At 51.2% G+C, this 25102-nt stretch carries 19 protein-coding genes and 1 pseudogene; 11 read left to right on the forward strand and 9 right to left on the reverse strand.

The window, feature by feature from the left end:
- Nucleotides 1–4: 4 nt before the first annotated feature.
- The 7 genes and pseudogenes from lpdA to LZ463_RS08715 form a co-directional block, all read right to left on the reverse strand.
- Entirely contained in the window at nucleotides 5–2110 is a 2106-nt protein-coding gene (lpdA, locus tag LZ463_RS08685) for a dihydrolipoyl dehydrogenase (protein ID WP_241455230.1), read from the reverse strand.
- Between the two features lie 14 nt (nucleotides 2111–2124).
- Entirely contained in the window at nucleotides 2125–3492 is a 1368-nt protein-coding gene (gene aceF / locus LZ463_RS08690) for a dihydrolipoyllysine-residue acetyltransferase (protein WP_277624004.1), read from the reverse strand.
- A 97-nt stretch (nucleotides 3493–3589) separates the two neighbouring features.
- Nucleotides 3590–6286, reverse strand: a complete 2697-nt coding sequence (gene aceE / locus LZ463_RS08695; protein WP_241455232.1) for a pyruvate dehydrogenase (acetyl-transferring), homodimeric type — start codon at nucleotides 6284–6286, stop codon at nucleotides 3590–3592.
- Nucleotides 6287–6947: 661 nt separating this feature from the next.
- Nucleotides 6948–7286, reverse strand: a pseudogene (locus tag LZ463_RS08700) (helix-turn-helix domain-containing protein); the annotation flags it as partial.
- A gap of 434 nt (nucleotides 7287–7720) precedes the next feature.
- Nucleotides 7721–9748: an outer membrane protein assembly factor BamB family protein gene (locus tag LZ463_RS08705; RefSeq protein ID WP_241455233.1), complete on the reverse strand. Its 2028-nt coding sequence runs from the start codon at nucleotides 9746–9748 to the stop codon at nucleotides 7721–7723.
- A gap of 141 nt (nucleotides 9749–9889) precedes the next feature.
- Complete coding sequence (locus LZ463_RS08710; RefSeq protein ID WP_241455234.1) at nucleotides 9890–10210, reverse strand: DUF2322 family protein; 321 nt, start codon at nucleotides 10208–10210, stop codon at nucleotides 9890–9892.
- A gap of 275 nt (nucleotides 10211–10485) precedes the next feature.
- Nucleotides 10486–13275: a TonB-dependent receptor gene (locus LZ463_RS08715; RefSeq protein WP_241455235.1), complete on the reverse strand. Its 2790-nt coding sequence runs from the start codon at nucleotides 13273–13275 to the stop codon at nucleotides 10486–10488.
- A gap of 357 nt (nucleotides 13276–13632) precedes the next feature.
- Here LZ463_RS08715 and folD point away from each other — a divergent pair, with 357 nt between their 5' ends.
- The 6 genes from folD (at nucleotide 13633) to LZ463_RS08745 (ending at nucleotide 19443) form a co-directional block, all read left to right on the forward strand.
- Complete coding sequence (folD, locus tag LZ463_RS08720) at nucleotides 13633–14478, forward strand: bifunctional methylenetetrahydrofolate dehydrogenase/methenyltetrahydrofolate cyclohydrolase FolD (RefSeq protein ID WP_241455236.1); 846 nt, start codon at nucleotides 13633–13635, stop codon at nucleotides 14476–14478.
- Nucleotide 14479: 1 nt separating this feature from the next.
- Nucleotides 14480–16543, forward strand: a complete 2064-nt coding sequence (locus LZ463_RS08725; RefSeq protein WP_241455237.1) for a M3 family metallopeptidase — start codon at nucleotides 14480–14482, stop codon at nucleotides 16541–16543.
- Nucleotides 16544–16559: 16 nt separating this feature from the next.
- On the forward strand, nucleotides 16560–17156 hold the full coding sequence (locus LZ463_RS08730) for a glutaredoxin family protein (protein WP_241455238.1): 597 nt from the start codon (nucleotides 16560–16562) through the stop codon (nucleotides 17154–17156).
- A 5-nt stretch (nucleotides 17157–17161) separates the two neighbouring features.
- Nucleotides 17162–17581 (forward strand): DNA polymerase III subunit chi, encoded by a 420-nt coding sequence (locus tag LZ463_RS08735; RefSeq protein ID WP_241455239.1) that lies wholly within the window; start codon nucleotides 17162–17164, stop codon nucleotides 17579–17581.
- A gap of 1 nt (nucleotide 17582) precedes the next feature.
- On the forward strand, nucleotides 17583–17987 hold the full coding sequence (locus tag LZ463_RS08740) for a DUF2486 family protein (RefSeq protein WP_241455240.1): 405 nt from the start codon (nucleotides 17583–17585) through the stop codon (nucleotides 17985–17987).
- Between the two features lie 151 nt (nucleotides 17988–18138).
- Entirely contained in the window at nucleotides 18139–19443 is a 1305-nt protein-coding gene (locus LZ463_RS08745) for a D-amino acid dehydrogenase (protein WP_241455241.1), read from the forward strand.
- Nucleotides 19444–19608: 165 nt separating this feature from the next.
- Here LZ463_RS08745 and LZ463_RS08750 read toward each other — a convergent pair whose 3' ends face one another.
- On the reverse strand, nucleotides 19609–20151 hold the full coding sequence (locus LZ463_RS08750; protein ID WP_241455242.1) for an Lrp/AsnC family transcriptional regulator: 543 nt from the start codon (nucleotides 20149–20151) through the stop codon (nucleotides 19609–19611).
- Between the two features lie 145 nt (nucleotides 20152–20296).
- Between LZ463_RS08750 and LZ463_RS08755 the strand changes: the two genes are divergently transcribed.
- Complete coding sequence (locus tag LZ463_RS08755) at nucleotides 20297–21442, forward strand: branched-chain amino acid ABC transporter substrate-binding protein (RefSeq protein ID WP_241455243.1); 1146 nt, start codon at nucleotides 20297–20299, stop codon at nucleotides 21440–21442.
- A 167-nt stretch (nucleotides 21443–21609) separates the two neighbouring features.
- Here the strand turns inward: LZ463_RS08755 and LZ463_RS08760 are convergent, their stop codons facing one another.
- Nucleotides 21610–21918, reverse strand: coding sequence for a c-type cytochrome (locus LZ463_RS08760; RefSeq protein ID WP_241455244.1), 309 nt, complete (start codon nucleotides 21916–21918; stop codon nucleotides 21610–21612).
- Between the two features lie 165 nt (nucleotides 21919–22083).
- Between LZ463_RS08760 and LZ463_RS08765 the strand changes: the two genes are divergently transcribed.
- From LZ463_RS08765 to LZ463_RS08780, 4 genes are all read left to right on the forward strand, one after another.
- Complete coding sequence (locus tag LZ463_RS08765) at nucleotides 22084–22311, forward strand: TIGR04438 family Trp-rich protein (RefSeq protein WP_277624005.1); 228 nt, start codon at nucleotides 22084–22086, stop codon at nucleotides 22309–22311.
- Between the two features lie 84 nt (nucleotides 22312–22395).
- A complete protein-coding gene (locus LZ463_RS08770) occupies nucleotides 22396–23298 on the forward strand; it encodes a LysR family transcriptional regulator (protein ID WP_241455246.1) in 903 nt (300 codons plus the stop codon).
- An 8-nt stretch (nucleotides 23299–23306) separates the two neighbouring features.
- Entirely contained in the window at nucleotides 23307–24113 is an 807-nt protein-coding gene (gene lgt, locus LZ463_RS08775) for a prolipoprotein diacylglyceryl transferase (RefSeq protein WP_241455247.1), read from the forward strand.
- A 113-nt stretch (nucleotides 24114–24226) separates the two neighbouring features.
- A complete protein-coding gene (locus LZ463_RS08780) occupies nucleotides 24227–24973 on the forward strand; it encodes a substrate-binding periplasmic protein (protein WP_241455248.1) in 747 nt (248 codons plus the stop codon).
- Nucleotides 24974–25102: the final 129 nt, after the last annotated feature.

Below are 25102 nucleotides of genomic sequence, written 5' to 3' on the forward strand. Positions count from 1 at the left end.
TCACTTACTTTTTGCGCTGCGGCGGCAAGTCTGTACAGACGCCTTTATACACCTCAGCCGCCATGCCTATCGATTCACCGAGGGTAGGATGTGGATGGATGGTCTTGCCGATATCCACTGCATCAGCACCCATCTCGATGGCCAGGGCGATTTCACCTATCATGTCACCGGCATGTGTGCCGACGATGCCACCACCGACGATGCGCTTGGTCTCGGCATCGAACAGCAACTTGGTGAAGCCTTCGTCACGGCCATTGGCTACCGCACGACCAGACGCTGCCCATGGGAAATGACCTTTTTCAAGCTTGACGCCTTTGGCCTTGGCTTCATCTTCTGTCATACCTACCCATGCAACTTCAGGGTCGGTATAGGCAACCGATGGAATGACGCTGGCATCAAAGTAGGCTTTTTCACCAGCCGCTGCTTCTGCTGCCACATGGGCTTCATGTACGGCCTTGTGTGCCAGCATGGGTTGGCCAACCAGGTCACCAATCGCAAAGATATGCGGCACATTGGTGCGCATCTGCTTGTCGACATTGATGAAGCCACGGTCAGTCACGGCCACGCCCGCCTTGTCGGCAGCAATTTTCTTACCGTTAGGGCTGCGGCCCACTGCCACCAATACCAGGTCATACACTTGCGGTGCGGGTGCAGTTGCGCCAGCTTCGGCGGCTTCGAACGTGACCTTGATGCCCTCAGGCAGGGCTTCAACAGCAACCGTTTTGGTTTTCAACATGATGTTGTCAAAACGTTTTTCATTGAATTTTTGCCAGACCTTGACCATATCGCGGTCAGCCCCCTGCATGAGGCCGTCCATCATTTCAACGACATCGATGCGTGAACCCAGGGTGGAGTACACGGTTGCCATTTCGAGGCCGATGATACCGCCACCAATGACCAGCATGCGTTTTGGTATCTGGCGCAATTCCAGCGCACCTGTACTATCGACAATGCGTGGGTCAGCCGGTACGAAAGGCAGGTTCACGACAGAAGAACCAGCGGCAATAATCGCCTGCTTGAACTGCACTGTCTTTTTACTGCCGTCAGCCGCAGTAACTTCAATGTGATTAGGACTGAGGAACTGACCTACACCCTGCACTACATTGACCTTGCGGGCTTTTGCCATGCCATTCAGGCCAGTCGTCATTTTCTTGATGACGCTTTCCTTGTAGCCACGCAGTTTATCGATATCGATTTCTGGCTTGGCAAATGTCACGCCATGCGCTGCCATGGACGCAGTTTCATCAATCACGGCGGCCACGTGCAGCAGCGCCTTGGATGGAATACAGCCAACATTGAGGCAGACACCACCCAGCGTGGAATAACGCTCAACCAATACCGTATTCATGCCCAGATCGGCAGAACGGAAGGCGGCAGAATAACCACCAGGGCCAGCACCCAATACCATCATGTCGCATTCGACATCGACCTTGCCGGTGTAACCGGAGGCAATCGGCGCAGGGACGACTGGAGCAGCAGGTGCAGCAGCTACTGGAGCAGCAGCAACAGGAGCAGACGCTGCCTGGCCTGCGGCTTCAACCAGTAACAACAAGCTACCTTCTGCAACCTTGTCACCGACCTTGACCTTGAGTTCCTTGACGACACCAGCATGGCTGGATGGAATTTCCATACTGGCTTTGTCAGATTCTACGGTGATCAACGACTGGTCTACCTTGATGCTGTCGCCGACCTTGACCATGACTTCGATGACTTCAACTTCCTTGAAGTCGCCAATATCAGGTACCTTGACTTCGACGATGCCGGCAGGTGCTGCAACCACAGGAGCGGGCGCAGCGGCAGCAGGAGCCAGTGCTGGAGCAGTCGCAACTGCGGGAGCGGCCTGAGCCACAGGCGCTGCACTTGCCGCAGCCCCCTCCGCTTCTATCACCAGTAACAAACTGCCTTCAGCAATCTTGTCACCAAGTTTGACTTTCAATTCCTTGATGACGCCGGCGTGGCTGGAAGGAATTTCCATACTGGCCTTGTCGGATTCCACTGTCACCAGCGATTGATCGACCTTGATGGTGTCACCCACCTTGACCAGCAATTCTATGACTTCAACTTCCTTGAAATCACCGATATCGGGTACTTTGACTTCGATAGTGCTCATCGTCTGGTCTCCGTTCACAGCAAGGTTTTACGCAAATCAGCCAGGACATCGGCCAGATAAGCAGTGAACTTGGCAGCCATGGCACCGTCAATGACGCGGTGGTCATACGACAGCGACAGCGGCAACATCAAACGTGGCTGGAATTGCTTGCCATCCCAGACCGGTTTGATGCTGGACTTGGACAAGCCAAGGATCGCCACTTCAGGCGCATTGATGATAGGCGTAAATGCCGTGCCACCGATACCACCGAGTGAAGATATGGTGAAGGTCGCGCCCTGCATGTCAGCAGGTTTCAGCTTACCTTCGCGTGCCTGGGCAGACAACTCACCCATTTCAACCGCGATTTGCGACAAGGTTTTTTGATCTGCATTTTTGATCACAGGTACCACCAGGCCATTTGGTGTATCAGCTGCAAAACCAATGTTGTAATACTGCTTCAGGATCAGGTTTTCACCAGTCGCATCAAGCGAAGAATTAAATGCCGGGAATTTTTTCAATGCCGCAACGCTGGCCTTGATCACAAAGGCCAGCATGGTCAGCTTGACGCCGGACTTGACCAGTGCCTCGTTAGAGGATTTGCGGAACTCTTCCAGGTCGCCAATATCGGCCTCATCAAACTGCGTCACATGCGGGATCATGACCCAGTTGCGGTGCAGGTTAGGGCCGCTGAGTTTTTTGATGCGTGACAAAGGTGAAGTCGTGGTCGCGCCAAACTTGCTGAAGTCCAGCGATGGCCAAGGCAATACATCGAGACCGACGCCACTGCCATTTTTGGCAACTGGCGCAGCCACTGCGGCAACAGCAGTACTGCCCGCCATGATGCCCTTGACGAAGTTTTGCACGTCTTCTTGTGTGATGCGGCCTTTTTGACCGGAACCGGCAACGCGGCTCAAGTCAACACCGAGTTCACGCGCAAACTTGCGTATCGACGGTGAGGCATGGGCCTTGCCTGCGCTGGCTGTTGCGACGGGAGCAACCGGTGCCGGTGCAGCAGCCGCGGCGACTGGAGCAGATGCAGGGGCTGCTGGCGCAGGTGTTACAGCTACAGGCGCTGGAGCAGCAGCTGTGGCTACCGGAGCCGCCGCTGGCGCTGCACTTGCTGCAGCTGCAGCTGCAGCATCAACCACGACCAGCAAAGAACCTTCAGCAACCTTGTCGCCGACTTTGACTTTAATTTCTGTGACCACACCGGCATGGCTGGATGGTATTTCCATGCTGGCTTTATCCGATTCTACGGTGATCAGTGACTGATCCACCTTGATGGTGTCGCCGACTTTTACCATCAGCTCAATGACTTCAACTTCCTTGAAATCACCAATATCCGGTACTTTGACTTCTACGCTACTCATAGTTTTCTCCATAGTCGCCCTGCTATCTTGCAGGGCGGTTGGGGTAAAGACAAGGTTTCATTCAACCGTCTTCACACTTATCCTGCCCTACAAAAAGGACAGGAAATGTTAGTGGGTGTCAGACGTAAAATTACACAGTAACCGGATTAGGCTTATCTGCATCGATACCGTACTTGGCAATCGCCTGCGCCACCACGGATGCAGACAATGCACCTTCATCCGCCAGTGTTTTCAATGCAGCGATAACGACGAAGTAGCGGTTGACCTCAAAGAACTCACGCAATTTGGCACGTGAATCAGAGCGACCAAAACCATCCGTACCCAGGACTTTGTAGCTACGGTCTTTTGGTATGAAGGCACGTACCTGTTCAGCAAAGGTACGCATATAGTCTGTCGATACAACGATAGGACCAGTTGTGTCTTTCAGGCATTGGGCGATGTATGGTACGCGTGGTTCTGCGGTCGGGTGCAACATGTTCCAGCGTTCGACATCCTGGCCATCACGCGCGAGCAAAGTGAAGGATGGTGCAGACCAGACGTCGGCAGCAATACCCCAGTCATTTTGCAGCAGATCAGCAGCAGCAATCACTTCACGCAGGATGGTGCCTGAGCCCATCAGTTGCACGCGGTGCTTGGTGGTCTGCTCTGATTTTTGCAACTGGTACAGACCTTTGATGATGCCCTCTTCCTGTCCAGCTTTCAAACCTGGATGGCTATAGTTTTCATTCATCAGGGTGATGTAGTAGAACACGTCTTCCTGGTCGGTCACCATGCGGCGCAGGCCATCATGCATGATGACGGCGACTTCATGTGCAAAGGTAGGATCGTAAGGTACGCAGTTAGGGATGGTCGATGCCAGTACGTGGCTGTGACCATCTTCATGCTGCAAGCCTTCGCCATTGAGTGTCGTACGGCCAGCCGTGCCACCGAGCAGGAAGCCGCGGGCGCGCATGTCACCAGCCGCCCAGGCCAGGTCGCCTATGCGTTGCAGACCGAACATGGAGTAGTAAGTGTAGAACGGGATCATGACGCGGTTATTGGTCGAGTACGAAGTCGCCGCAGCGATCCATGAACTCATGCCACCGGCTTCATTGATACCTTCCTGCAAAATCTGACCAGCCTTGTCTTCACGATAGTACATGACCTGGTCTTTATCGACAGGCTCATACAACTGACCAACCTGGCTGAAAATACCGATCTGACGGAACAGGCCTTCCATACCAAAGGTACGGGATTCATCGACCATGATAGGGACTACGCGCGGGCCTATGCTGGCATCACGCAACAAAGCAGTCAGGATACGCACATAAGCAGCAGTCGTAGAGATTTCACGACCTTCGGCAGTGGGCTCCAGCATGGCCTGGAAGGCAGTCAATTCTGGCACGACCAGTGCTTCATCGGCCTTTTGACGGCGTTGTGGCAAATAACCGCCAAGCGCCTTGCGACGCTCTTGCAGGTATTGCATTTCTGGCGTGTCATCAGCCGGTTTGAAGAAAGGAATAGCTGGCAGTTGCTCATCAGAGATGGGCAACTGGAAGCGGTCGCGCAAAGCCTTGATGGCTTCGTCGTCGAGCTTTTTGGTGTTGTGTGCCGTATTGCGTGCTTCGCCGGATTTGCCAAAGCCAAAGCCCTTGACGCTCTTGGCCAGGATAACGGTAGGCTGGCCCTTGTTTTCCTGGGCGACCTTGAATGCTGCGTAAATCTTGTGTGGGTCATGACCGCCACGGGTCAGACGCCAGATATCATCATCCGACATCTTGCTGACCATTTCCAGCAATTTAGGATGTTTGCCAAAGAAGTTGGCGCGTACATAGGCACCGTCCTTGGCTTTGTAGTTCTGATATTCACCATCGACGGTTTCCATCATCACTTTTTGCAGGATGCCGTCTTTGTCTTTGGCCAGCAATTCATCCCAGCCGCTGCCCCAGATGACCTTGACGACGTTCCAGCCAGCGCCACGGAAATCAGATTCCAGTTCCTGGATGATCTTGCCATTGCCACGTACCGGGCCATCCAGACGTTGCAGGTTACAGTTGACGACAATGACCAGGTTGTCGAGCTGCTCGCGACCAGCCATGCCGATCGCACCCATGGATTCTGGTTCGTCCATCTCACCATCACCGCAGAATGCCCAGACCTTGCGTTTTTCTGTGTCGGCAATACCGCGTGCATGCAGGTATTTCAAAAAGCGCGCCTGGTAAATCGCCATCAGCGGGCCCAGGCCCATGGAGACAGTAGGGAATTGCCAGAAATCAGGCATCAGTTTTGGATGCGGATAAGACGACAGGCCCTTGCCATCGACTTCGCGACGGAAATGCAGCAACTGGTCTTCAGTCAGGCGGCCTTCGAGGAAGGCGCGTGCATAGATACCGGGGGAAGAATGGCCTTGTATGTACAACAGATCGCCACCGTGATCTTCCGTCGGCGCATGCCAGAAATGGTTGAAGCCTATGCCCAGCATATTCGCCAGCGAGGCAAAGCTGGACAGGTGACCGCCAAGATCACCGTCAAGACGGTTAGCCTTGACCACCATGGCCATGGCGTTCCAGCGCATATAAGAGCGCAGGCGCTCTTCAATTTCCAGGTTACCCGGGCAATGCTCGCCCTGGTCCGCCGGAATGGTATTCACATAGGCGGTATTGCTGGAAAAAGGAATATGGGCACCACGACGACGCGCCAGGTCAACCATGCGCTCCATCAGGTAATGAGCCCGTTCTGGCCCTTCGTTCTCTATGACGGCTTCGAGCGCATCCAGCCACTCGTTCGTTTCAACTACATCTGGATCATTGGCGGCCTGGGCCAGCACCTGGTCAATCTGGGGTGACATAGAGTGGGTCTCCTGTTGGTGCGCGTTTGGGTGAAACGCGCGTGGGCGAATCGACAAATTACGGCTAGTTTTTCGTTATCGCAAGCATTTTAACAGGACTTTTTATTTTTTCAAATAGCGATATATGTTTTCATATTGTGAAATTTAAGCTGCAACGCAGCATTTTTTAAACTGCACGAAAACCTTTATATCGCCAGATTATGGCTAACTTATTCCCTATCTCTCACCAAGGAAAAATAAAAAACCACTCTCCTAGGCATAGGCAAGAGCGGTTTTTAAGTGCGCCACTGACGTGCGCGTGTTCTATATACCTTCCATGATCTTGATACAACGGCTCCAACAGCCAGCAGCAATATGAAAGATCTATCAAATACTTGTTTGCAGTTACGGAAAAGTGCTGCAAATCACACAAAAGAAAAAATTTTCCTTATAAAAATCAACAAATGAAATTTTTATTCTTAAGAAAATAACGACCTATCTGATCGGAAACGCTTATCGCAATATAACCTCTACGCAAGGTTTTACAAAAAATTCCAGCGCGAACATAAAAAATGTTGGATCGTACGTCTAATGTTGAATGTTTAATAGACTAAATAACCGTGATAACATTACGTACAAGAAAACCACATTCTGTTCGTTTGCTAGCTGAATTGACCCTATCAGTTTGATCCACCTTCCACTTCCTGGCGAAGGCTGCCACCCGGTCATACGACCCCTCAAATCCCAATTCTTTCAGATCCAAGTGAAGCTGCTTTAGACTGCGCCGCTGCTTACGATTTTTACTCGCTTCGGTTTTAAGCCAGCTTGAAAGCTGCAATGCATATTTATCGATGGCACTGGCTGTTTGTCGCTCTGCATAGGCTGGCTCTGTGACTTCAGAGCGCAGATAGCGTCGAACTGTGTTGCGAGAGATGCCCAATCGTCTGGCGATCTCCCGTAATGGAATCTGGTCACGAATGTGCCAGCGTCGAATAATACCTAGTAATGCCACGTCAATCACTCCTGCTCCCTACTCATCAAGATAAGTAGGATTGTGTGCTAAACGTGGGTCAAATTTAGATGCAATTTATCCAGCAAAGTGGGTCAATTTTCAGTGCAAATCAACAGATCTCCGCCAATTACATCAATCACAGCACAGACACACGGTTAAAACGGATAAATTTCTATATTCATATAGCGATATATAATTCCATATTGTGGGATTTAAGCTGCGGCGCAGCATTTTCATATCGCTCCATCATGTCAGAACAGTCATCTAATCCATTGACTATGCATTGATTCTGCTTACCACCTTACTGCGCATGAGCCTCATCACGTCCGCGCAGTAAGTTCAGATTAAGTCCGCATTAAATCAACAGTCATATCGCAAGCAGTTTCTTAAAGGCAGGTACGCACAGGTACCTGCCTATACAGACAATTGCGGACTATTACTGGTTATTTGGTATTGAACGCCATAAAGCTGCCATAACCGCTGGTGCCTTTGTTCACATAAAGAATGCCATTTTTAGACAGGGCCAGATCCCCGCCTCGTGGATAAGACCACACCGTCTGATGATTACTCAAATCGACAGCAAATACAAAACTAAAAGAACCAACCAGTAAAACATTGTTGGTAACAATCATGTTTTGCAGATAGCCATTGGCACCAATCGGCTTTTGGTCATAGTAAACGCCATCCGGAAATTTCCACTGCCACAGCAAAGCCCCGGTGCTGAGAGAGCGGGCATCAACGCTATATCCATTGAGGATGTACAGGGTGGAACCAGCACAAACAGGATTACTATAAAACGTATCTTTGACGGTCCATTTAATTTTTTGCGAAGCCAGATCAAAGTTCACCAGACTCAATCCATTACTTGCAATCAATAAATTCCCGCCGTCACACAAGGTTGGCTCCACCCTGGTCATTGAAGCCTGGATATCAGGTGCGGCGATCAGCGTCGTCTGCTTGCCGGTTTGACGATTAATCATCGCCAATCCGCCTGGCCCGATAGTATTCCCCTTGGGGACAAACATATAGACGTAACTGGTGTCTACTGCTGGCGACCAGAGTGCATCCGTATTAACGGATGCAAAACTCCAGTTGCTGCTCAGTGTATCCGCCGACGAACTGGACAAGAACTGACTCTGTGCTCCATCCCGGCTGAAAACAGTTTGCCCATCGACCACTGGCGCATAAAAATAGCTGCTTGTTGTGATGACGTTCGTTTTACCCAATCTATTGCCATTGGATTGATCCAGCATCCACAAACCCGAGCTTTGCATGCCGCCCGTACTCATGAAATAGACTTTGCCGTTTTGCGCGGCAGGTGGGTTTATCCAGCCATCAGCAACCGGAAACGTCCATTTGACCTTACCATCAGATTCATTAACAGCGAATACCGCACCACCATTTCCGCCATTTGCTGCCTGTGCCGAGAAATAGACTGTGTCACCCTGCGTACTGATCAGCCCCTGCGCCATGTATTTGCTGTCGATCTCAAACAGGAATCGCGGTGAAAAGGCATTCACATTCAGCGTGACCGGCACGTAACCTGTATGTGCCACATTGCCCTGGTAGCCATTCCAGTCGGTCGCGCCCGGCGTAGGTGACAGTGTGCTGCTATTCGTTTTTACTTCCAGATTGTAGGGTATTTTCCAGGGGTTGATTTGATAGGGGAAATCACATGAATTAATATTCCCTCCGCACAGGCGTACTTCCAGCGCCCCCACATATTTGCCCACTGGCGGTTTTGAAGTCATCCTTACAGTGGTGCGTATGGTATTTTTATCGACCCTGGTCACTGAATTACCATTGGTCAGCAAACCGGCAGGATCGATGACACTGACACCAACACGATTGATGAAATCAATGCCTGCTTCACTTCTGATTTCAAGCTCAAATGACTTTTCTTCGGCAGGAACAAAGGATGCGGTGATCTCCGCTGGGCTGATCGTAATACTTGGCGCTCTTACTTCAAAGCTGTATGGCAGCTTCCAGGGCGAGCCTTCATGCGGCTGCGCACAACTATAGGGACTGTCCTTGCATAATCTCACTTCCAGTATGCCGCTATATCTGCCCGGCTTGAGGCTTCTAGTCGTGACACTTGCCTGGTAATTGTATTTATCAACAGCCTTAATCCTGATGTCGTCAGTAATGACACCTGTTGTGTCGATGATCGCGACATTCACCACATCCGGGAAATTGCGGTTCGCGCGTATATCAAGCGACAAGGTTTTATTTTCATAAGGCAGAATAGTCGCCGTCAGACTGGATGGCGTAAAGCTCAAGCCACCATCGTTGGATACTACCGGTAACGTGTCAGCTGGATTGCCTGAATTGGTGGTCGATGTACCTGTATTTGTGCCCGTATTAGTACTTGTATTCGTACTTGGTCCGGCACCGCCACCCGAACCGCCGCCACAGCCTGTCAAAAGCAAAGACAGCAACAGAAAGGAGGTGAGTTTTTTGATGTTTTTCATAAAGATTGAGAAAATTTACCGCATGTGAAAGCAAATGAAATCATGTGGTTTACTAGTCGTTGAAGCGCAAGAAATCTGCGGGAAAATCCCGCTTCGCCAATCAGGACAGATCCGTCCCTTGCATTACCCACCAATGCACAATCAATGCAGGATCAATTTCCCGGTCAGTTTCTTGCTGCCAGAAGCATCTGCCAGCAATACCAGCAGGCGATCAATATTCGGGTGCTTGCCCGGGAAAGCCCTGGCATCTGTCGTATGTTCAGCATACAACTGCAGGCCCTTTGCAGCGGCTGCGGTATTGATTTCGGCAAATTCCTGCAACAGGGCATGATAGACGCGCACGGTACCAGCAGAGCCCGGCTTGTTATCTATTTGTGCGACCAGTGTTGCGCCATCAAATAATTGAATGGCAGCCAGGTGATCAATGGCAGGCATGGTGGACAGAATTTCGCTAAATTGCATGGATGTTTCCCTAAAAGTCATGTGATGCGCATGAAAATTTTCCGCGCAGTCGCCAACAGTCGCGTTAAAAAGATTGCATTCTACGGGTTGGGCCGTTTTTTAGCCAACGGCATTGTCTGAAAACAAGCATAAAGTCAGACAAAAATTGTTCACCGTCAAACTCATCATTGACGGCGGGTACGACGATAAAAAAAGAGCGATGATTTCTCATCGCTCTTTATCGCTTCATCAGCGCAATCCAGCCGGGCTGGATTGTGAACCTATTTGATTAGGTGTTATTTGAATTGGTATTTCAGGCCAACTTTGAAGTAGCGGCCAATTGCGCCGCTGCCGTCCATTGGGTTGTAACCCATGGAGCCGTAAGTCAGAGGATCCAGCGGTGCAACCTTGTCAAACAGGTTGGCGATGGAGCCAAAGATTTCCAGGTTCTTCATGGCTTTGTAGCGGAAAGATACATCCAGTGTCGTGAAGGATGCCAGTGTGCAGCCTGCTGGCGCTTCAGTGCCGTCAGCAAACTTGTTGGCGCATGGCTGGCCTTCTTCTGGGATGTTCTTCATGGAGCCGCGATAGCTGACAACGCCAGTCACATTCCATGGACCACGGTCCCAACCCAGTACAAAGTTGACTTTGTCTTTTGGTGTACCTGCGCAATTGGATGTGTCGCAGTTACCGTGTGTGCCTGCATATTGATGCTGAATGGCGCCATCAACGCGCAACCAGGAGATGACATGTGTCCAGTTGACGTCAGCTGTCAGCTTGCCGTACTCACCCAGGTTGAAACGCTGCTTGGCGTTCAGATCCACACCCTTGACTTCGGTGTAGCTGGAGTTGGCATAAGGTGCTGGACCGCCAATCAATGTGCCGGAATTTGGCAGGATCGCGCCATTGACAGTCAGGTTGTTGTCCTGACGCAGTACGCCAGGCAAGGACGCGGCTGTCTGGAAGGACATGGAGTTGATTTCGTTGTTGCGACGAATCAACCAGCCATCAACTGCAAAACTTGTATCTGGCAGTGGATCCCACACCATACCCAGGGTGTAGCCTTTGGATTTTTCTGGTTGCAGGTTAGGATTGCCAACTTTGGCGCCTGTGAAGGTGGTGTTGCAGTCAGAAGCTTGCGCACCTGGCAGTGGTGTGCCGTTAGGGCAGCGAACCGGATCGCGTACTGCTGCTGTACCTGCACTGAAGCTTTCTGTACCGGATTCAGGTGCGCTTGGTGCACGGAAACCTTCAGAGTAGGTACCGCGCAAGGCGAATGTTTTCACCGGTGTCCACTTGGCGCCGACTTTTGGTGTCACGGAAGAGAAGTGGGAGTATTTGTCGTAACGCAGGGCGCCAGACAATTCCACTGTCTTGACGACTGGTGCCAGCAATTCTGCATAAATCGCAGAAACAGATTCGTCACCCTTGGCAGCGACATAGCTGCTGTTGATGGAACCGTCTTTGCTGCCATCCAGGGAAGGCATGTCGTAAGATTCTTTACGATATTCAGCACCTACCGCCAGACCCATCATACCGCCAGGCAAAGCCATCAATTCACGGGATGCCTTGAAGTCGATGATGTCCATTTTTGTCGGTGCATCCAGAGTCGCAGTCTTGACCATGGCTGCATACAGGGCAGGATTGTTCTTGCTGGCCTGTGTGCCGATATAGTACGGGAAGTAAGGGCTCTTAGGATCGCCCAAGGCTGCCTTCAACACGTTCATGTTGATCATGTTGGTGTAGTCGAGGTGCAGCTTGGATTCGGAATGCAGAATAGCCGTGTCGAAATCCCAACCTGCCATCGTGCCTTTCAGGCCAACGACAGCACGGTAGAAGGAATTGTCAGCAATACGGCGGTTGGCGCCAACGTCGAACATGGAGTAACGCAGACGGACATCGGCACCGTATGGGTTTTGCGGATGCGATGCAGACATCAAAATGGTATTGCCATAATTGATGTTGCCGCTGAGGTTGCTCGGAGAGGACGGGAAGAATACGTTCGCCGAAGTGGATGGTGGCGTTACTGTGAACGCTGCCTTGCGCTGGGAATAACCGAATTCAGCATAGGCTTGCAGATCATCATTGATCTGCCATGTGCCACGTGAGAACAGGTTCACACCATCAATTTGTGGCAGCATGGTGCGGAACTGGTCAGCATACCAGAGGCAGCCGCCACCTGGGTCCTGCACTTTGGTTGCCGACAGGGTCGAGCAGCCTGGCAGGGATACATAATTCAGTGTCTTAGGATCGCGCAGGGAGCCGGCCGGATTAGGCTGGGCGCTGTTGTTGCCGGCGATATAGCCGGATGTGAAAGACCCTACCGTCACCATAGGGTAACCCCAGGGGCGCCAGTCGCCAGTACCGATCCAGTCACGGTCATGACGCTCGGAATTCATCAACTCATTGGATTTGTACGCTTCAGCGTTGATGATGATGTTGTACTTGTCTTTTTCCAGGTTACCAAAACCTGCAGTGATGGAGGCTTTGGCCTGGTTGGCATCACGGGAACCGGATGTGCCGGCAGACGCGCTGACAGTCACGCCTTCATAGTTCTTTTTCAGGATGATGTTGACCACACCGGCGATCGCGTCTGCACCATAGATGGAAGATGCACCATCTTTCAGGATTTCGATACGCTCAACCACTTCCATAGGAACGGTGGAGATGTCTGTGAAAGCTTTTTGACCATCATCAGCACGACCGAACTGCGCCATGCGGCGGCCATTCAGCAATACCAGTGTCGACGTTGCGCCCAGACCACGCAGGGAAATTGCGGTGGAACCTGCAGCAAAACCGTTACCGAAACTGGTAGGCAAGGAACCGGCGCCATCAGACGTCAGGGTTTGCAGGTATTCTGCGACTGTGGTCTTGCCAGCCTTGTCGATGTCAGCACGACTGATGATTTGAATCGGGGACGCTGTTTCGGCCTCAGCACGCTTGATGCTGGTACCGGTCACTTCCACCCTCTGCACTTTCGCTTCCTCTTGCGCAAATGCAGGTTGTGCCAGCATGCCTGCTGTCACCATCAAGCCGCCGGAAAACATGATGCGCAGCGATCTTGATAATACTTTTTCTTTCAACATATCTCTCTCCTGTGGATTTCTTGGTATTGCTTCCTGGCTCTTTTACCTGCCAATATGAAAAACATTTTGAAAATTAATTTTCACAAATGCTATGAAGCCATTCTTGAAATTTGAAGTCAATCACTACACAAGAAATGCAGACAGAAAACAACAGACCAGACCACATACATAACCAAACAAGAAAATTTACTTACACATCTGTAATGCCATATGATTTACCTGATTTCCAATAAGACAATTCTTTACGCCTGGAAAGTAGAAAAAAAGCCATCTCCCGTAATGACCGCCATTGCAAATGAGCCAGCACCCCGCCATCCTTTATAATCATGCTTTCTCTCTCACTAACGATCGTTCATCATGACTGCCCAAATTATCAGTGGAACCCAGCTATCTCAACAAATTCGCGCCGATGTGACCCAGCGTGCCGCAGCGCTGACCGCAAAAGGAAAGCAGCCTGGTCTGGCCGTCATTCTTGTCGGTGAAAATCCCGCGTCACAGGTATATGTCAGGAACAAGGTCAAGGCTTGTGAAGACTGCGGTTTTTACTCCGTTTTGGAAAAATATGATGCAAATCTGACAGAAGCGGCCTTGCTGGACCATATCGCACGCTTGAACAATGATGCAAAAATCAACGGTATCCTGGTACAGCTGCCGCTGCCAGCCCATATCAATGCCAACAAGGTGATCGAAGCCATTGCCGCGGACAAGGACGTTGACGGTTTCCATATCAGCAACGCCGGTCTGCTAATGACGGGGCAACCACTGTTCCGCCCATGTACACCTTACGGCGTGATGAAAATGCTGGAATCGATCAATTACCCAGTGCGTGGCGCCAACGCTGTTGTGGTCGGTGCGTCCAATATTGTCGGCAAACCGCAGGCCATGCTGCTCTTGCAAGCGGGCGCAACCGTCACCATCTGCAATTCAAAGACCCGCGATCTGGGCGCACACACCCGCAATGCCGACATCCTGGTTGTTGCCACCGGCAAGCGCAATATTGTGACGGCAGACATGATCAAGCCAGGTGCTGTTGTCATCGACGTCGGCATGAACCGTGATGACGAAGGCAAGCTGTGCGGTGATGTTGATTATCTGCCAAGCACCGAGGTTGCAGGTTATATTACGCCGGTACCGGGTGGTGTCGGCCCCATGACCATCACCATGCTGCTGGTCAATACCATAGAAGCCGCTGAAAGAAACTGATATGACTCAAGACAATCCCCTGCTCGACTTTAGTGATTTACCACGTTTTGCCGACATTCGTGCCGAGCATGTCAGCCCGGCCATTGCCAGCCTGCTGGAAGAAAACCGGGCTGTCATCACTGCACTGGAACAAAACACTGCCGCCGTCACCTGGGAGAATTTTGTCCAGCCACTGGACAATGCTACAGAAAAACTGGGACGTGCCTGGGGGATAGTCGGTCACTTGAATGCCGTAGTCGATACGCCGGAAATGCGTGCCGCCTACAATGAAAACCAGCCAGCCATCACGGAGTTCTGGACTGAGCTCGGGCAAAACCTGAAATTGTTTGCCGCTTACAAGGCTTTGCAAAATGCCCCTGAATTTACCGCTTTGTCGCAAGCAAGAAAAACCATCATCCAGAATGCTATTCGCGATTTCCGCCTGAGCGGGGCAGAACTGCCTGATGACAAAAAGCAGCGCTATGCCGAAATTCAGGAAAAACATGCGGCCCTGTCCACCAGGTTCTCCGAAAACCTGCTCGACGCAACCAACGACTATGGCCTGTTTGTCGAAAGCGAAGACGAGCTGAAAGGTTTGCCGGAAGATATTATCCAGGCAGCCAGAGCGGCAGCAGAGGCGGATGGAAAATCCGGCTACAAATTTACCCTGCATTTCCCGTCCTACTTCCCTTTGCTGCAATATGCAGAGAACCGCCATCTGCGCGAAACCATCTATCGCGCCAATGCCACCAAGGCGTCAGAATTAGGCAGCAAAGCCGAATGGGACAACAGTAACATCATGGCCGAGCTTTTGCGCCTGCGCAAAGAAGAGGCTAGTTTGCTGGGCTATCAGAATTTTGCTGAAGTATCACTGGTCAGCAAGATGGCTGAATCACCGGCGCAAGTCAGCCAATTCCTTGAAGACCTGGCCAAACGCGCCCGCCCATATGCAGAAAAAGACCTGGCAGAACTGCGCGCCTTTGCAGCAGAGAGCCTGGGCATTGCCGACATGCAGGCTTGGGATACGGCCTACGCATCAGAAAAACTGCGTCAGCAACGCTACGCATTTTCTGAACAGGAAGTGAAAGAATATTTTCCTGAACATAAGGTAGTCGATGGTCTGTTCCGCGTCATCCAGACCCTGTTTGCCGTCGACATCAAGCCAGACCAGGCGACGGTGTGGCACAAGGATGTGAAATTCTATCGCCTGGAAAGAAATGGCGAACTGATAGGCCAGTTCTACCTTGACCTGTATGCCCGCAATGGAAAGCGCGGCGGCGCCTGGATGGATGACGCACGGGGTCGCAGGCTGACCTCGCACGGTGTGCAAACACCAGTTGCTTACCTGACCTGTAATTTCAGTGCGCCAGTCACCATGAACGGCGTCGAAAAACCGGCCTTGTTCAGCCACGATGAAGTCATCACCCTGTTCCATGAATTTGGCCATGGCCTGCATCACCTGCTGACCAAGGTGGATGATTTGTCGGTGTCCGGCATTTCTGGTGTTGAATGGGATGCAGTCGAGCTGCCTTCGCAATTCATGGAGAATTTCTGCTGGGAATGGGATGTACTCCAGCACATGACTTCTCACGTCGATACCGGGAAGCCCCTGCCACGCGAGCTGTTTGACAAGATGATTGCGGCAAAGAATTTCCAGTCTGGCCTGCAGACTTTGCGCCAGGTAGAATTCTCCCTGTTTGACATGCGCCTGCATGATGCCTTTGATCCGCATGGGGCAAAGACGGTAAGTGACATCCTGCAGGAAGTACGCACCCAGGTCGCCGTATTACACCCGCCAGAATTCAACCGTTTCCAGCACTCTTTCAGCCACATCTTTGCCGGCGGCTATGCCGCAGGCTATTATAGCTATAAATGGGCGGAGGTCCTGTCCGCTGATGCCTATGCTGCCTTTGAAGAGCATGCACAGGAAACCGGCAGCACCTTGTCCCGCAGTGTGGGGGAAAAATTCCAGACAGAAGTGCTGGAAGCTGGCGGCTCCCGCCCTGCCCTCACCTCGTTCAAGGCATTTCGCGGACGTGAGCCTGTCATTGACGCCTTGTTACGTCACAATGGCATGGCTGCCTGACTATTTAGGAGAAAACATGAAACTCAATAAAAACATCCTGATCTGTAGCCTGCTGCCCGCACTGCTGGCAGCAGGTCATGTCCATGCGCAAATGTATAAATGGGTGGGCCCGGACGGCAAAGTGACCTTCAGCGACCAGCCGCCACCGGCCAATGTCAAATCTGAAAAGAAAAAGCTCCCCGACACTGCTGATGGCGGCAATCTGCCTCCAGAATTGGCTCCTGTTGTAGCGAAGAACCCGGTCACTCTCTACACGGCCAGCGCCTGCTCGCCTTGCAATGATGGGCGCAGCATGCTCAAGAAAAGTGGCATCCCGTTCACAGAAAAGACCGTCAGCAGTGCAGCAGACCAGGAAAAACTGAAGCAAGTGAGTGGTGATACGCAATTACCCTTGCTGGTAATCGCCAATGTCAAATTCCGTGGCTATAGCATGGATGAATGGAAAGATGCGCTGGACAAGGCTGGTTACCCTGCGACCAATAAATTGCCAAAGGATTACCGCTATCCGCCGGCTGAACCAGCCTCACCGCCCCCACCGCCCGCACAGCCCAAAGAACCGGAAGTGAAGCGAGATGCCCCACCGGTCAAAAAACCTGACGGCTTTCAATTCTGAGACGCATGACACGGATAGATTTCCATAGCAATGTTGCGGACAAGCTCAACTATTGCTGCCGCCTGATACGCAAGGCCCATGCAGCCAACTGCAAAATCGTGGTCTTTCACCAGGACCGTGCTTATCTGCAGCGCCTGAATGATGCCTTGTGGACGCTCAGCGAAGCTGATTTTTTACCGCATGTGATGGTGAACGATCCGCTGTCAGCAATGACGCCTATCGTACTCAGTCATGATGACCGTGCCGCTTGTCCTCATTACGAACTGTTGATCAACCTGACGTCTGTGACGCCAGCCAATTTCACGCAGTTCAGCCGTATGATAGAAATCATCTCGGCAGATGAATCAGACAGGCTGGCAGGCCGGGACCGCTACCGCCATTATCAGCAACTTGGCCATGCCCTTACCCATTCCGTGGCGAAATAAAATGAACAATCAAATTGATGCCAGCATCCCGGTATTGACCGAAGTAATCAAGCCGGAAGAACTGGTGGCAAGTACCGCCAGCACAAATGATGCAAAAGGCGAGAGCAATACACAGGACCCGGACCAGCAGGCGGCAGTGGCAGATGCCCCGCTGGCATGGCCAGGAAAGCAGGAAGAAGACTGGTTGCTTCTGGAACAGACGCTGAGAGAAAACGTGTTGCGCCAGGTTTTGACGCGCATAGATTTTGTGCTGGAACACAGGGTCAGGGACAACCTGGCCGATGTATTGCAGATCGCCGTTGCCAGTCTTGCATCTGAAATACGTTCAGGGTTGCACAAGACCCTGGAAGAAGTTATCACCCGCGCAGTCAGCCAGGAAATCTCCAAGGTAAAATCTGGAAAATAATCAAAATAATTAAAAATATTTTTATTTTTAAACACAAACATCAACTTGACGTTTAAAAATAAAAATCCGGGAAGCGTTTCTGATTACCTGAAAAAGCAAAGTATTTCTACAATCTCCTCATCGCATACAAGATGAAATACAGGAGATTCCCATGAAAGTCATTGTTCTCGGTTCTGGCATAGTCGGCACGTCTTCGGCATGGTTTTTGAAAAAGCAGGGGCATGATGTCGAGGTCATCGACCGCCAGCCGGGCGCGGCGCAGGAAACCAGTTTTGCCAATGGCGGCCAAATTTCCGTGTCCCATGCAGAACCGTGGGCCAACCCTTCGGCGCCGCTAAAGGTGTTGAAATGGCTGGGGAAGGAAGACGCTCCTCTGCTGTTCCGTCCGCGCGCCGAATGGCTGCAATGGCTGTGGGGCCTGCATTTCCTGCGTGAGTGCACACCTGCCCGCACGGCTGAAAACATACGCCAGATCGTCGCCATCTCGGAATACAGTCGTCTGACCTTGCGCAGCCTGCGCGAAGACACCGGCATTCAGTACGACAACCTCAGCAAGGGCATCCTGCACTTCTATACCGATCAAAAAGAATTTGATATTTCCCTGCCAGCCGCAAAGCTGATGCGTGATCTTGGCTGCCCCCGCATGTCCATCGATGCCGATGAGGTGGTACGCCGCGAGCCGGCCCTGGCCGGCATACGCAACAAGATCGTGGGTGGCGACTATACCGAAACCGATGAATCGGGTGATGTCTACCAGTTCACCACTGGCCTGGCGACCAGGGCAGCGGCGGCTGGCGTGCAATTTCGGTTCAACACTACCGTGACCAGACTCCTGTCCGAAGGTGCAGGCAACAACGCCCGCGTCACCGGCGTGGAAGTCATTGATGCAGAAGGACGGCACAAGGTATTGAAGGCAGACGCCTTTGTGATGGCAATGGGCAGCCATTCCCAGGCTTTGCTCAAACCGCTGGGAATTTCCCTGATGATTTACCCTGGCAAGGGTTATTCAGCAACTTATCAAATTACCAAACCTGATCAGGCGCCTGTCATTTCACTGACCGATGATGGCTACAAACTGGTGGTGTCACGCCTGGGCAACCGCCTGCGTGTAGCCGGTACCTGTGAGATCAATGGCTATGGCCGCGAACTTAATACCGCCCGCTGCGAAGCCATTACGCGCCGCACCCGTGAATTATTCCCGGATGCCTGCGACTACCAGAATCCGGTCTACTGGACGGGCCTGCGGCCGCTGACACCTTCGAATGTGCCATATATAGGTAGGAGCCGCATCGCCAACCTTTTCCTCAATACCGGCCACGGTACGCTGGGCTGGACCATGGGCGCCGGTTCCGGCCGGGCGATCGCTGATATTGTGTCCGGTTTGCACCCGGAAGTGGATTTTGCCTTTACCGGCATGGATAACACCGTCATGCACAATCGCCTGCAGACAGCTTGAACGATAACAAAAACCAAAAGTGCACCCAGCCGCTAACGGCTTGACTACAAACCCGAAGTTTCCCCTCACGCAAGTTACAGTGCATGAAATCTTCATGTGTTGCAACTTGCGTTCTTTTTGTCATCCGTCTGTCGGGTTTCTGCGTTAAAAGCACACGCAGCAAAATTATTTAGCTTTGCTGCCGACCCTGGTACCGGTTTTGTTGCTGACACGCACTGGCAATTCTTCTGCTTTTTCGTCAAAGACAATACGGGTACTGAACTTGGCTCGCTTCATGGGGAAACGTGAATGGAAGTGTTTTACATTGCCAGAGCCGGAAATGGCGCGTCGCACAAACTGATAATACGCGTCCATATCAATGACGTGCACGACCAGGAAATAATCATATTCACCAGAGACGAAATAGCATTGCATGACCTCGGTTTCCTTGCTCATGCGCGCTTCAAATTCGCGCATAAATTCATCCGACTGATTGGTCAGGGAAACTTCAAGAAAAGCCAGCATGCCATAGCCAAGGGCGAAACTGTCCACCATGGCCACTTCACCACTGATAACACCGGCCTCACGCAAGTCGCGTATGCGGCGCAGGCAGGTCGGCTGGGAAATATGCAGTTTGTCTGCCAGCAACCTGGTAGGGATTTGGTTGTCCTTCTGAAGGAGGTTCAAAAGCTTGCGGTCAAGCTTGTCAAGAGCGCGATATTGGGGCATATAAAAAACGTCTGTTTTGAGAAAAAACCACACAAAATAGCTTTGCGAAAATTTTTTTCTGTTGTACCTTCTTGCTGTTCAGTTATCTGAATAAGTCAGAGATGCAGTATTGTTATCCTACTTTTTAATCCTTAGGAGTATGTTCATGTCGTTCAAAACTAAAATGATTCCACTGGCTGGCGCAATTGCTTTCGCTTTCGCTGGTGCTGCGGCAGCTCAAGATCTGGTTGTTAAAATTGGTCACGTTGGCCCTATCTCAGGCGCAATCGCCCACTTGGGTAAAGACAATGAAAACGGCGCCAAAATGGCGATCGAAGAACTGAACGCCAAAGGCGTCATGATCGGCGGTAAAAAAGCCAAATTCGAATTGCTGGCTGAAGATGACGGCGCTGATCCAAAACAAGGTACAACCGTAGCACAAAAACTGGTTGACGCGAAAGTAAACGGCGTTATCGGTCACTTGAACTCCGGCACAACCATCCCTGCATCGAAAATCTACAATGATGCAGGTATCGTACAAATTTCCCCATCTGCAACAAATCCAAAATACACACAACAAGGCTTTAAAGGCGCATTCCGTGTTGTAGCCAATGACGGCCAGCTGGGTGGCACACTGGGTCGTTTTGCTGTGCAGATCAACAAAGCGAAAAAAGTTGCTGTTATCGATGACAAAACAGCTTACGGCGAAGGCGTAGCTGCTGAGTTCATCAAAGGCGCCAAGGGCAAGGGTGCAGAAGTGGTCGTTCAGGAACATACAACGGACAAATCCACAGACTTCAGCGCCATCCTGACCACAATCAAAGCTAAAAACCCGGACGTAATCTTCTTCGGTGGTATGGATGCGGTTGCCGGTCCTATGCTGCGTCAGATGAAAGCACTGGGCATTACAGCCAAGTTCATGGGCGGCGACGGTATCTGCTCAGCTGACCTGGTAAAACTGGCTGACAACGGTATTGGCGAAGGCCAGGTAGTCTGCGCTGAAGCCGGTGGTGTTCTGGATGCACAGAAAAAAGCCAATGACGAGTGGAAAGCTGCTTTCAAGAAAAAATTCGGCGTAGAAGTACAGATTTATGCACCGTACGTCTATGACGCTGTCATGGTCATGGTAGAAGCAATGAAAAAAGCCGGTTCTGCCGAGCCAGCAAAATACCTGCCTGAACTGAAGAAAATCCACTACAAAGGTGTAACAGGCGATATCGCCTTTGATGACAAAGGCGATATCAAAGAAGGCACGCTGACTTTGTACACCTACAAAGGCGGCAAGCGCGAACTGTTGCAAGTTGTCAAGTAATCCCTGATGAAAAGGCTGCCAGCCAAAATGGCAGCCTCAAGCTGTCAATCCCGGATTGTCGGCGTTTTTATCGGATTCTTGCAGACAATAAAAAAACCTGGCAATGCCAGGTTTTTTTATTGTCTATTGTTTACTGCCTGATGCAGATCAAGACTGCGGTACAAAACTCATTTCAAACTCAAGACCCATTTGACCAGCGTCTTGGCTTCAGCTTCTGAAACCTGGGCATTGGCAGGCATAGGAATGGCTCCCCAGACACCCGTTCCACCCTTGATCACTTTTTGCACCAGCTTCGCTTCTGCTGTCTTGTCACTCGCGTATTTTTTTGCAACGTCCTTATAGGCAGGGCCGACTACCTTGGTGTCAACCGCATGGCATGCCATACAGTTTTTTGCTTTTGCCAGATCTGCATTTGCCATAGCAGAACCAGAAGCCATTATTGCCAGAACAGAACCTACCAACAAAGAATATTTCATTGCTTTCTCCAGGTTAAAAGACTAGAACTCATTTCATCATCGGCATGAGATGCGTTTCGCATATTCTACCGCTTTTCCTCAATTTTAACGTTTATCGCACAGGCAAGGTTGACCTGCAGTAAAATCGGGCTTAGTTTTTGCCAGAAAAGGAACTGATTTATGTTTATGATTATTGTGTTATTTATAATGCTGGTTCTCAAGTTGGCAGAAGTCTGGATTTTTGCAACCATGTCATGGTGGTGGATCATCGGTGGCGCCTGTGCCGTGTTCGTCTGGTTTGAGTTCATTGAACGCATGCTGGGTCTGGACAAGCGTAAAGATCATGCGCACTATGAAAAAATCCAGAAAGAAAGGGTCAAGCGCGCTTTTGACAAGAAAACCAATCGCCGTTAATGCGTCACTCAATCCTTACCGTATTGAGTGGCATTACATTGAGCAGCTTGCTGCAATTATGCGGACATAGGCCAGGCCAGCAAGATGCAGGTATCTGAATCACGAAGTCTTGAATTACGCCAATTGCGTTACTTTCTTGCTGTCGCAGAAGAAATGCATTTCGGTCGTGCAGCAGCACGTCTGCACATGACCCAGCCACCGTTGTCGCAAGCCATACAAGCTCTCGAATCAACTTTGGGGGCTGATTTATTCATACGTAATACGCGCAATATCTCCCTGACGTCCGCTGGCCAGGCTCTACTGCCGGAAGTCAAGCGCCTGCTGCAACACGCGCAGTCTCTGCCGGAACTGGCGCAAAGAGCCGCCAGCGGCGCCAGTGGTCACCTTTCCCTGGCCTTTGTTTCCATTGCAGACTACAGCATCCTGCCGCCCTCCCTGCGCGAGTTCCGGCGTGATCATGCCGGAGTACACATAGAATTGCGTGAAGCAACGACAGATGTGCAATTACTGGCGCTGGAAAACGCCGAAATCGATGCCGGTTTCCTGATCCCGCCCATTCCGGAAAAACTGCAAAACTTACTTCACTACCAGAAAGTCTTGTCTGAACAACTGATTCTGGCGGTGCCCGAAAGCCAGGCAAAAGGCCGTCAGCGCCTACGCCTGGTCGATTGCGTCGACTTGCCGCTCATCCTGTTTCCGCGCAAAATCGCACCTGCCCTGCATGATGCAATACTTGGCTGCTTTCATTCTGCCGGACTGACGCCGGCCATAGGCCAGGAAGCAATACAGATGCAAACCATCGTCGGTCTGGTATCTGCTGGCATGGGTATCGCACTTGTGCCACAATCCGTCTCAAATTTGCAGCGCCCAGGGGTGTCGTATTTTGATTTACCTGAAGCCAGCGCAAATGTGGAAATTGGCCTTGCCTGGCGTCGTGACAATCATTCTGCTGCCCTGGCCGCCTTTGCGCACCTGTTTAACCGTTAAATTCACTCATGCTAACCCATCCCAATCCTGATCCCGTTGCATTCAGTCTAGGCCCCGTCAATGTCCATTGGTATGGCATCATGTACCTGGTCGCTTTTGCCCAGTTCGTCATGCTTGGCCGCGTCCGTATCAAACAGTCCCATGTTGCTGCCAAGGGCTGGACCCGTGAACACATAGACGATATGCTGTTTTTTGGCGTACTCGGCGTCATTATAGGCGGCCGTCTGGGCGAGGTATTTTTCTACGGGTTTTCTTACTATATGAGCCACCCGCTGGAGATTTTCGCGGTGTGGAAAGGAGGTATGTCCTTTCATGGCGGTTTCATCGGCGTGCTGATCGCCATGTCCCTATGGGCGCGCAAAGCCAGGTTCAACCTCGCTGATGTGTATGACTTCATCGCCCCGCTGGTGCCTCTGGGTTACGCAGCGGGACGCCTGGGTAACTTCATCAATCATGAATTGCCCGGGCGTATCGCTTCGCCCGATCTGCCCTGGGCAATGATCTGGCCCGGCGTTAATTATCCGGTACACCCGTCACCGATTTACCAGGCTCTGGTCGACGGTCTGCTGGTTTTTGTCATCCTGTGGATTTACGCATCCAAAGCAAGGCCAAGACTGGCTGTTGGCGCGCTCTATGTCACACTGTATGGCTGCACCCGCTTCTTTACCGAGTACTTCCGCACCCCCGACTATGAAGTCAGCATCCTGGGCATGACAGTTTCAGCAGGGCAGATGCTATCCTTGCCGATGATACTTGGCGGCATGGTATTACTATTGATTTCTTATAAATTCAATAAACCCCGTTCACAAAAGTAAATAATCGCTCTTTTTGAATTCATATACACTCTCGGATAGATTGCGGTTATCTGGGAGTTTGTGTACTCATCCATGCTGACTATCAACCTCCAGTTTATTGGGTAGCCCATTCCATGACACGTAAATTCTGGCTTGCGCTTTTTTTACTCGCCGGGCTCTCCTGGAAGACCTGTACTGCCTTTGAAACCATCAAGGTGTATAGCTATCACCTGAAGCCACCACTGATACTTGATCAGGCAACAGGCCGGGGCTTATACAACGACATGCTCAGTTACCTCAACAAGAGCAGCAGCTACCGTTTTGAACTGCACTACCTGCCACGCCGCCGGCTTGACCTGCTGGTCAACTCCGGCAGTCTGGATGGCCTGGTCATAGGTGTCAATCCGGTCTGGTTCAACGACAAAAGTGAGCAAAAATTTCTATGGTCACTGCCCATCATGAATGATATCGACGAAGTCGTGTCATCAAAAGAGCGCCCATTTGAATATAACGGCCCTTTATCCATGAGCGGCATGCGTATAGGCCTGGTGCTTGGTTATTACTACTTTGGTGTCAATGAACTGATTGCCGAAGGCAAGGCTCAGCGCGATGATGCCAGCAGTGAAGAGCACAGCTTTCGCAAACTGATGGCGGGCCGCATTGATGCAGCCATCATCAGTCGCTCGAATTACGACTATGAAATGAAGAATCACCCTGAATTACAGGGGCAGTTTTATATCTCGAAGAAACCACATGACCAGTACAGCAGGCACATCATGATGCCTTTGAACATGGGTAAAGTACACGCACAAATCAATGCCATACTGAAAAACAGTGCCAATGATCCCAACTGGCAAAAACTCGTCACCAATTATCAGTGAGCGATTACAAGCAGGAAAAAAAGAAGCAAATGGAAATTTCCACTTGACGCCATGCAGCAAATTCTCTTACATTAACTGTATGAACTTTTCTTCCACATCGACATCTGCGATAAAAACTGCTGACAGGGC

It is taken from the genome of Undibacterium paludis, from assembly GCF_022568815.1.
In the GTDB taxonomy this organism is placed as follows: Bacteria; Pseudomonadota; Gammaproteobacteria; order Burkholderiales; family Burkholderiaceae_D; genus Undibacterium.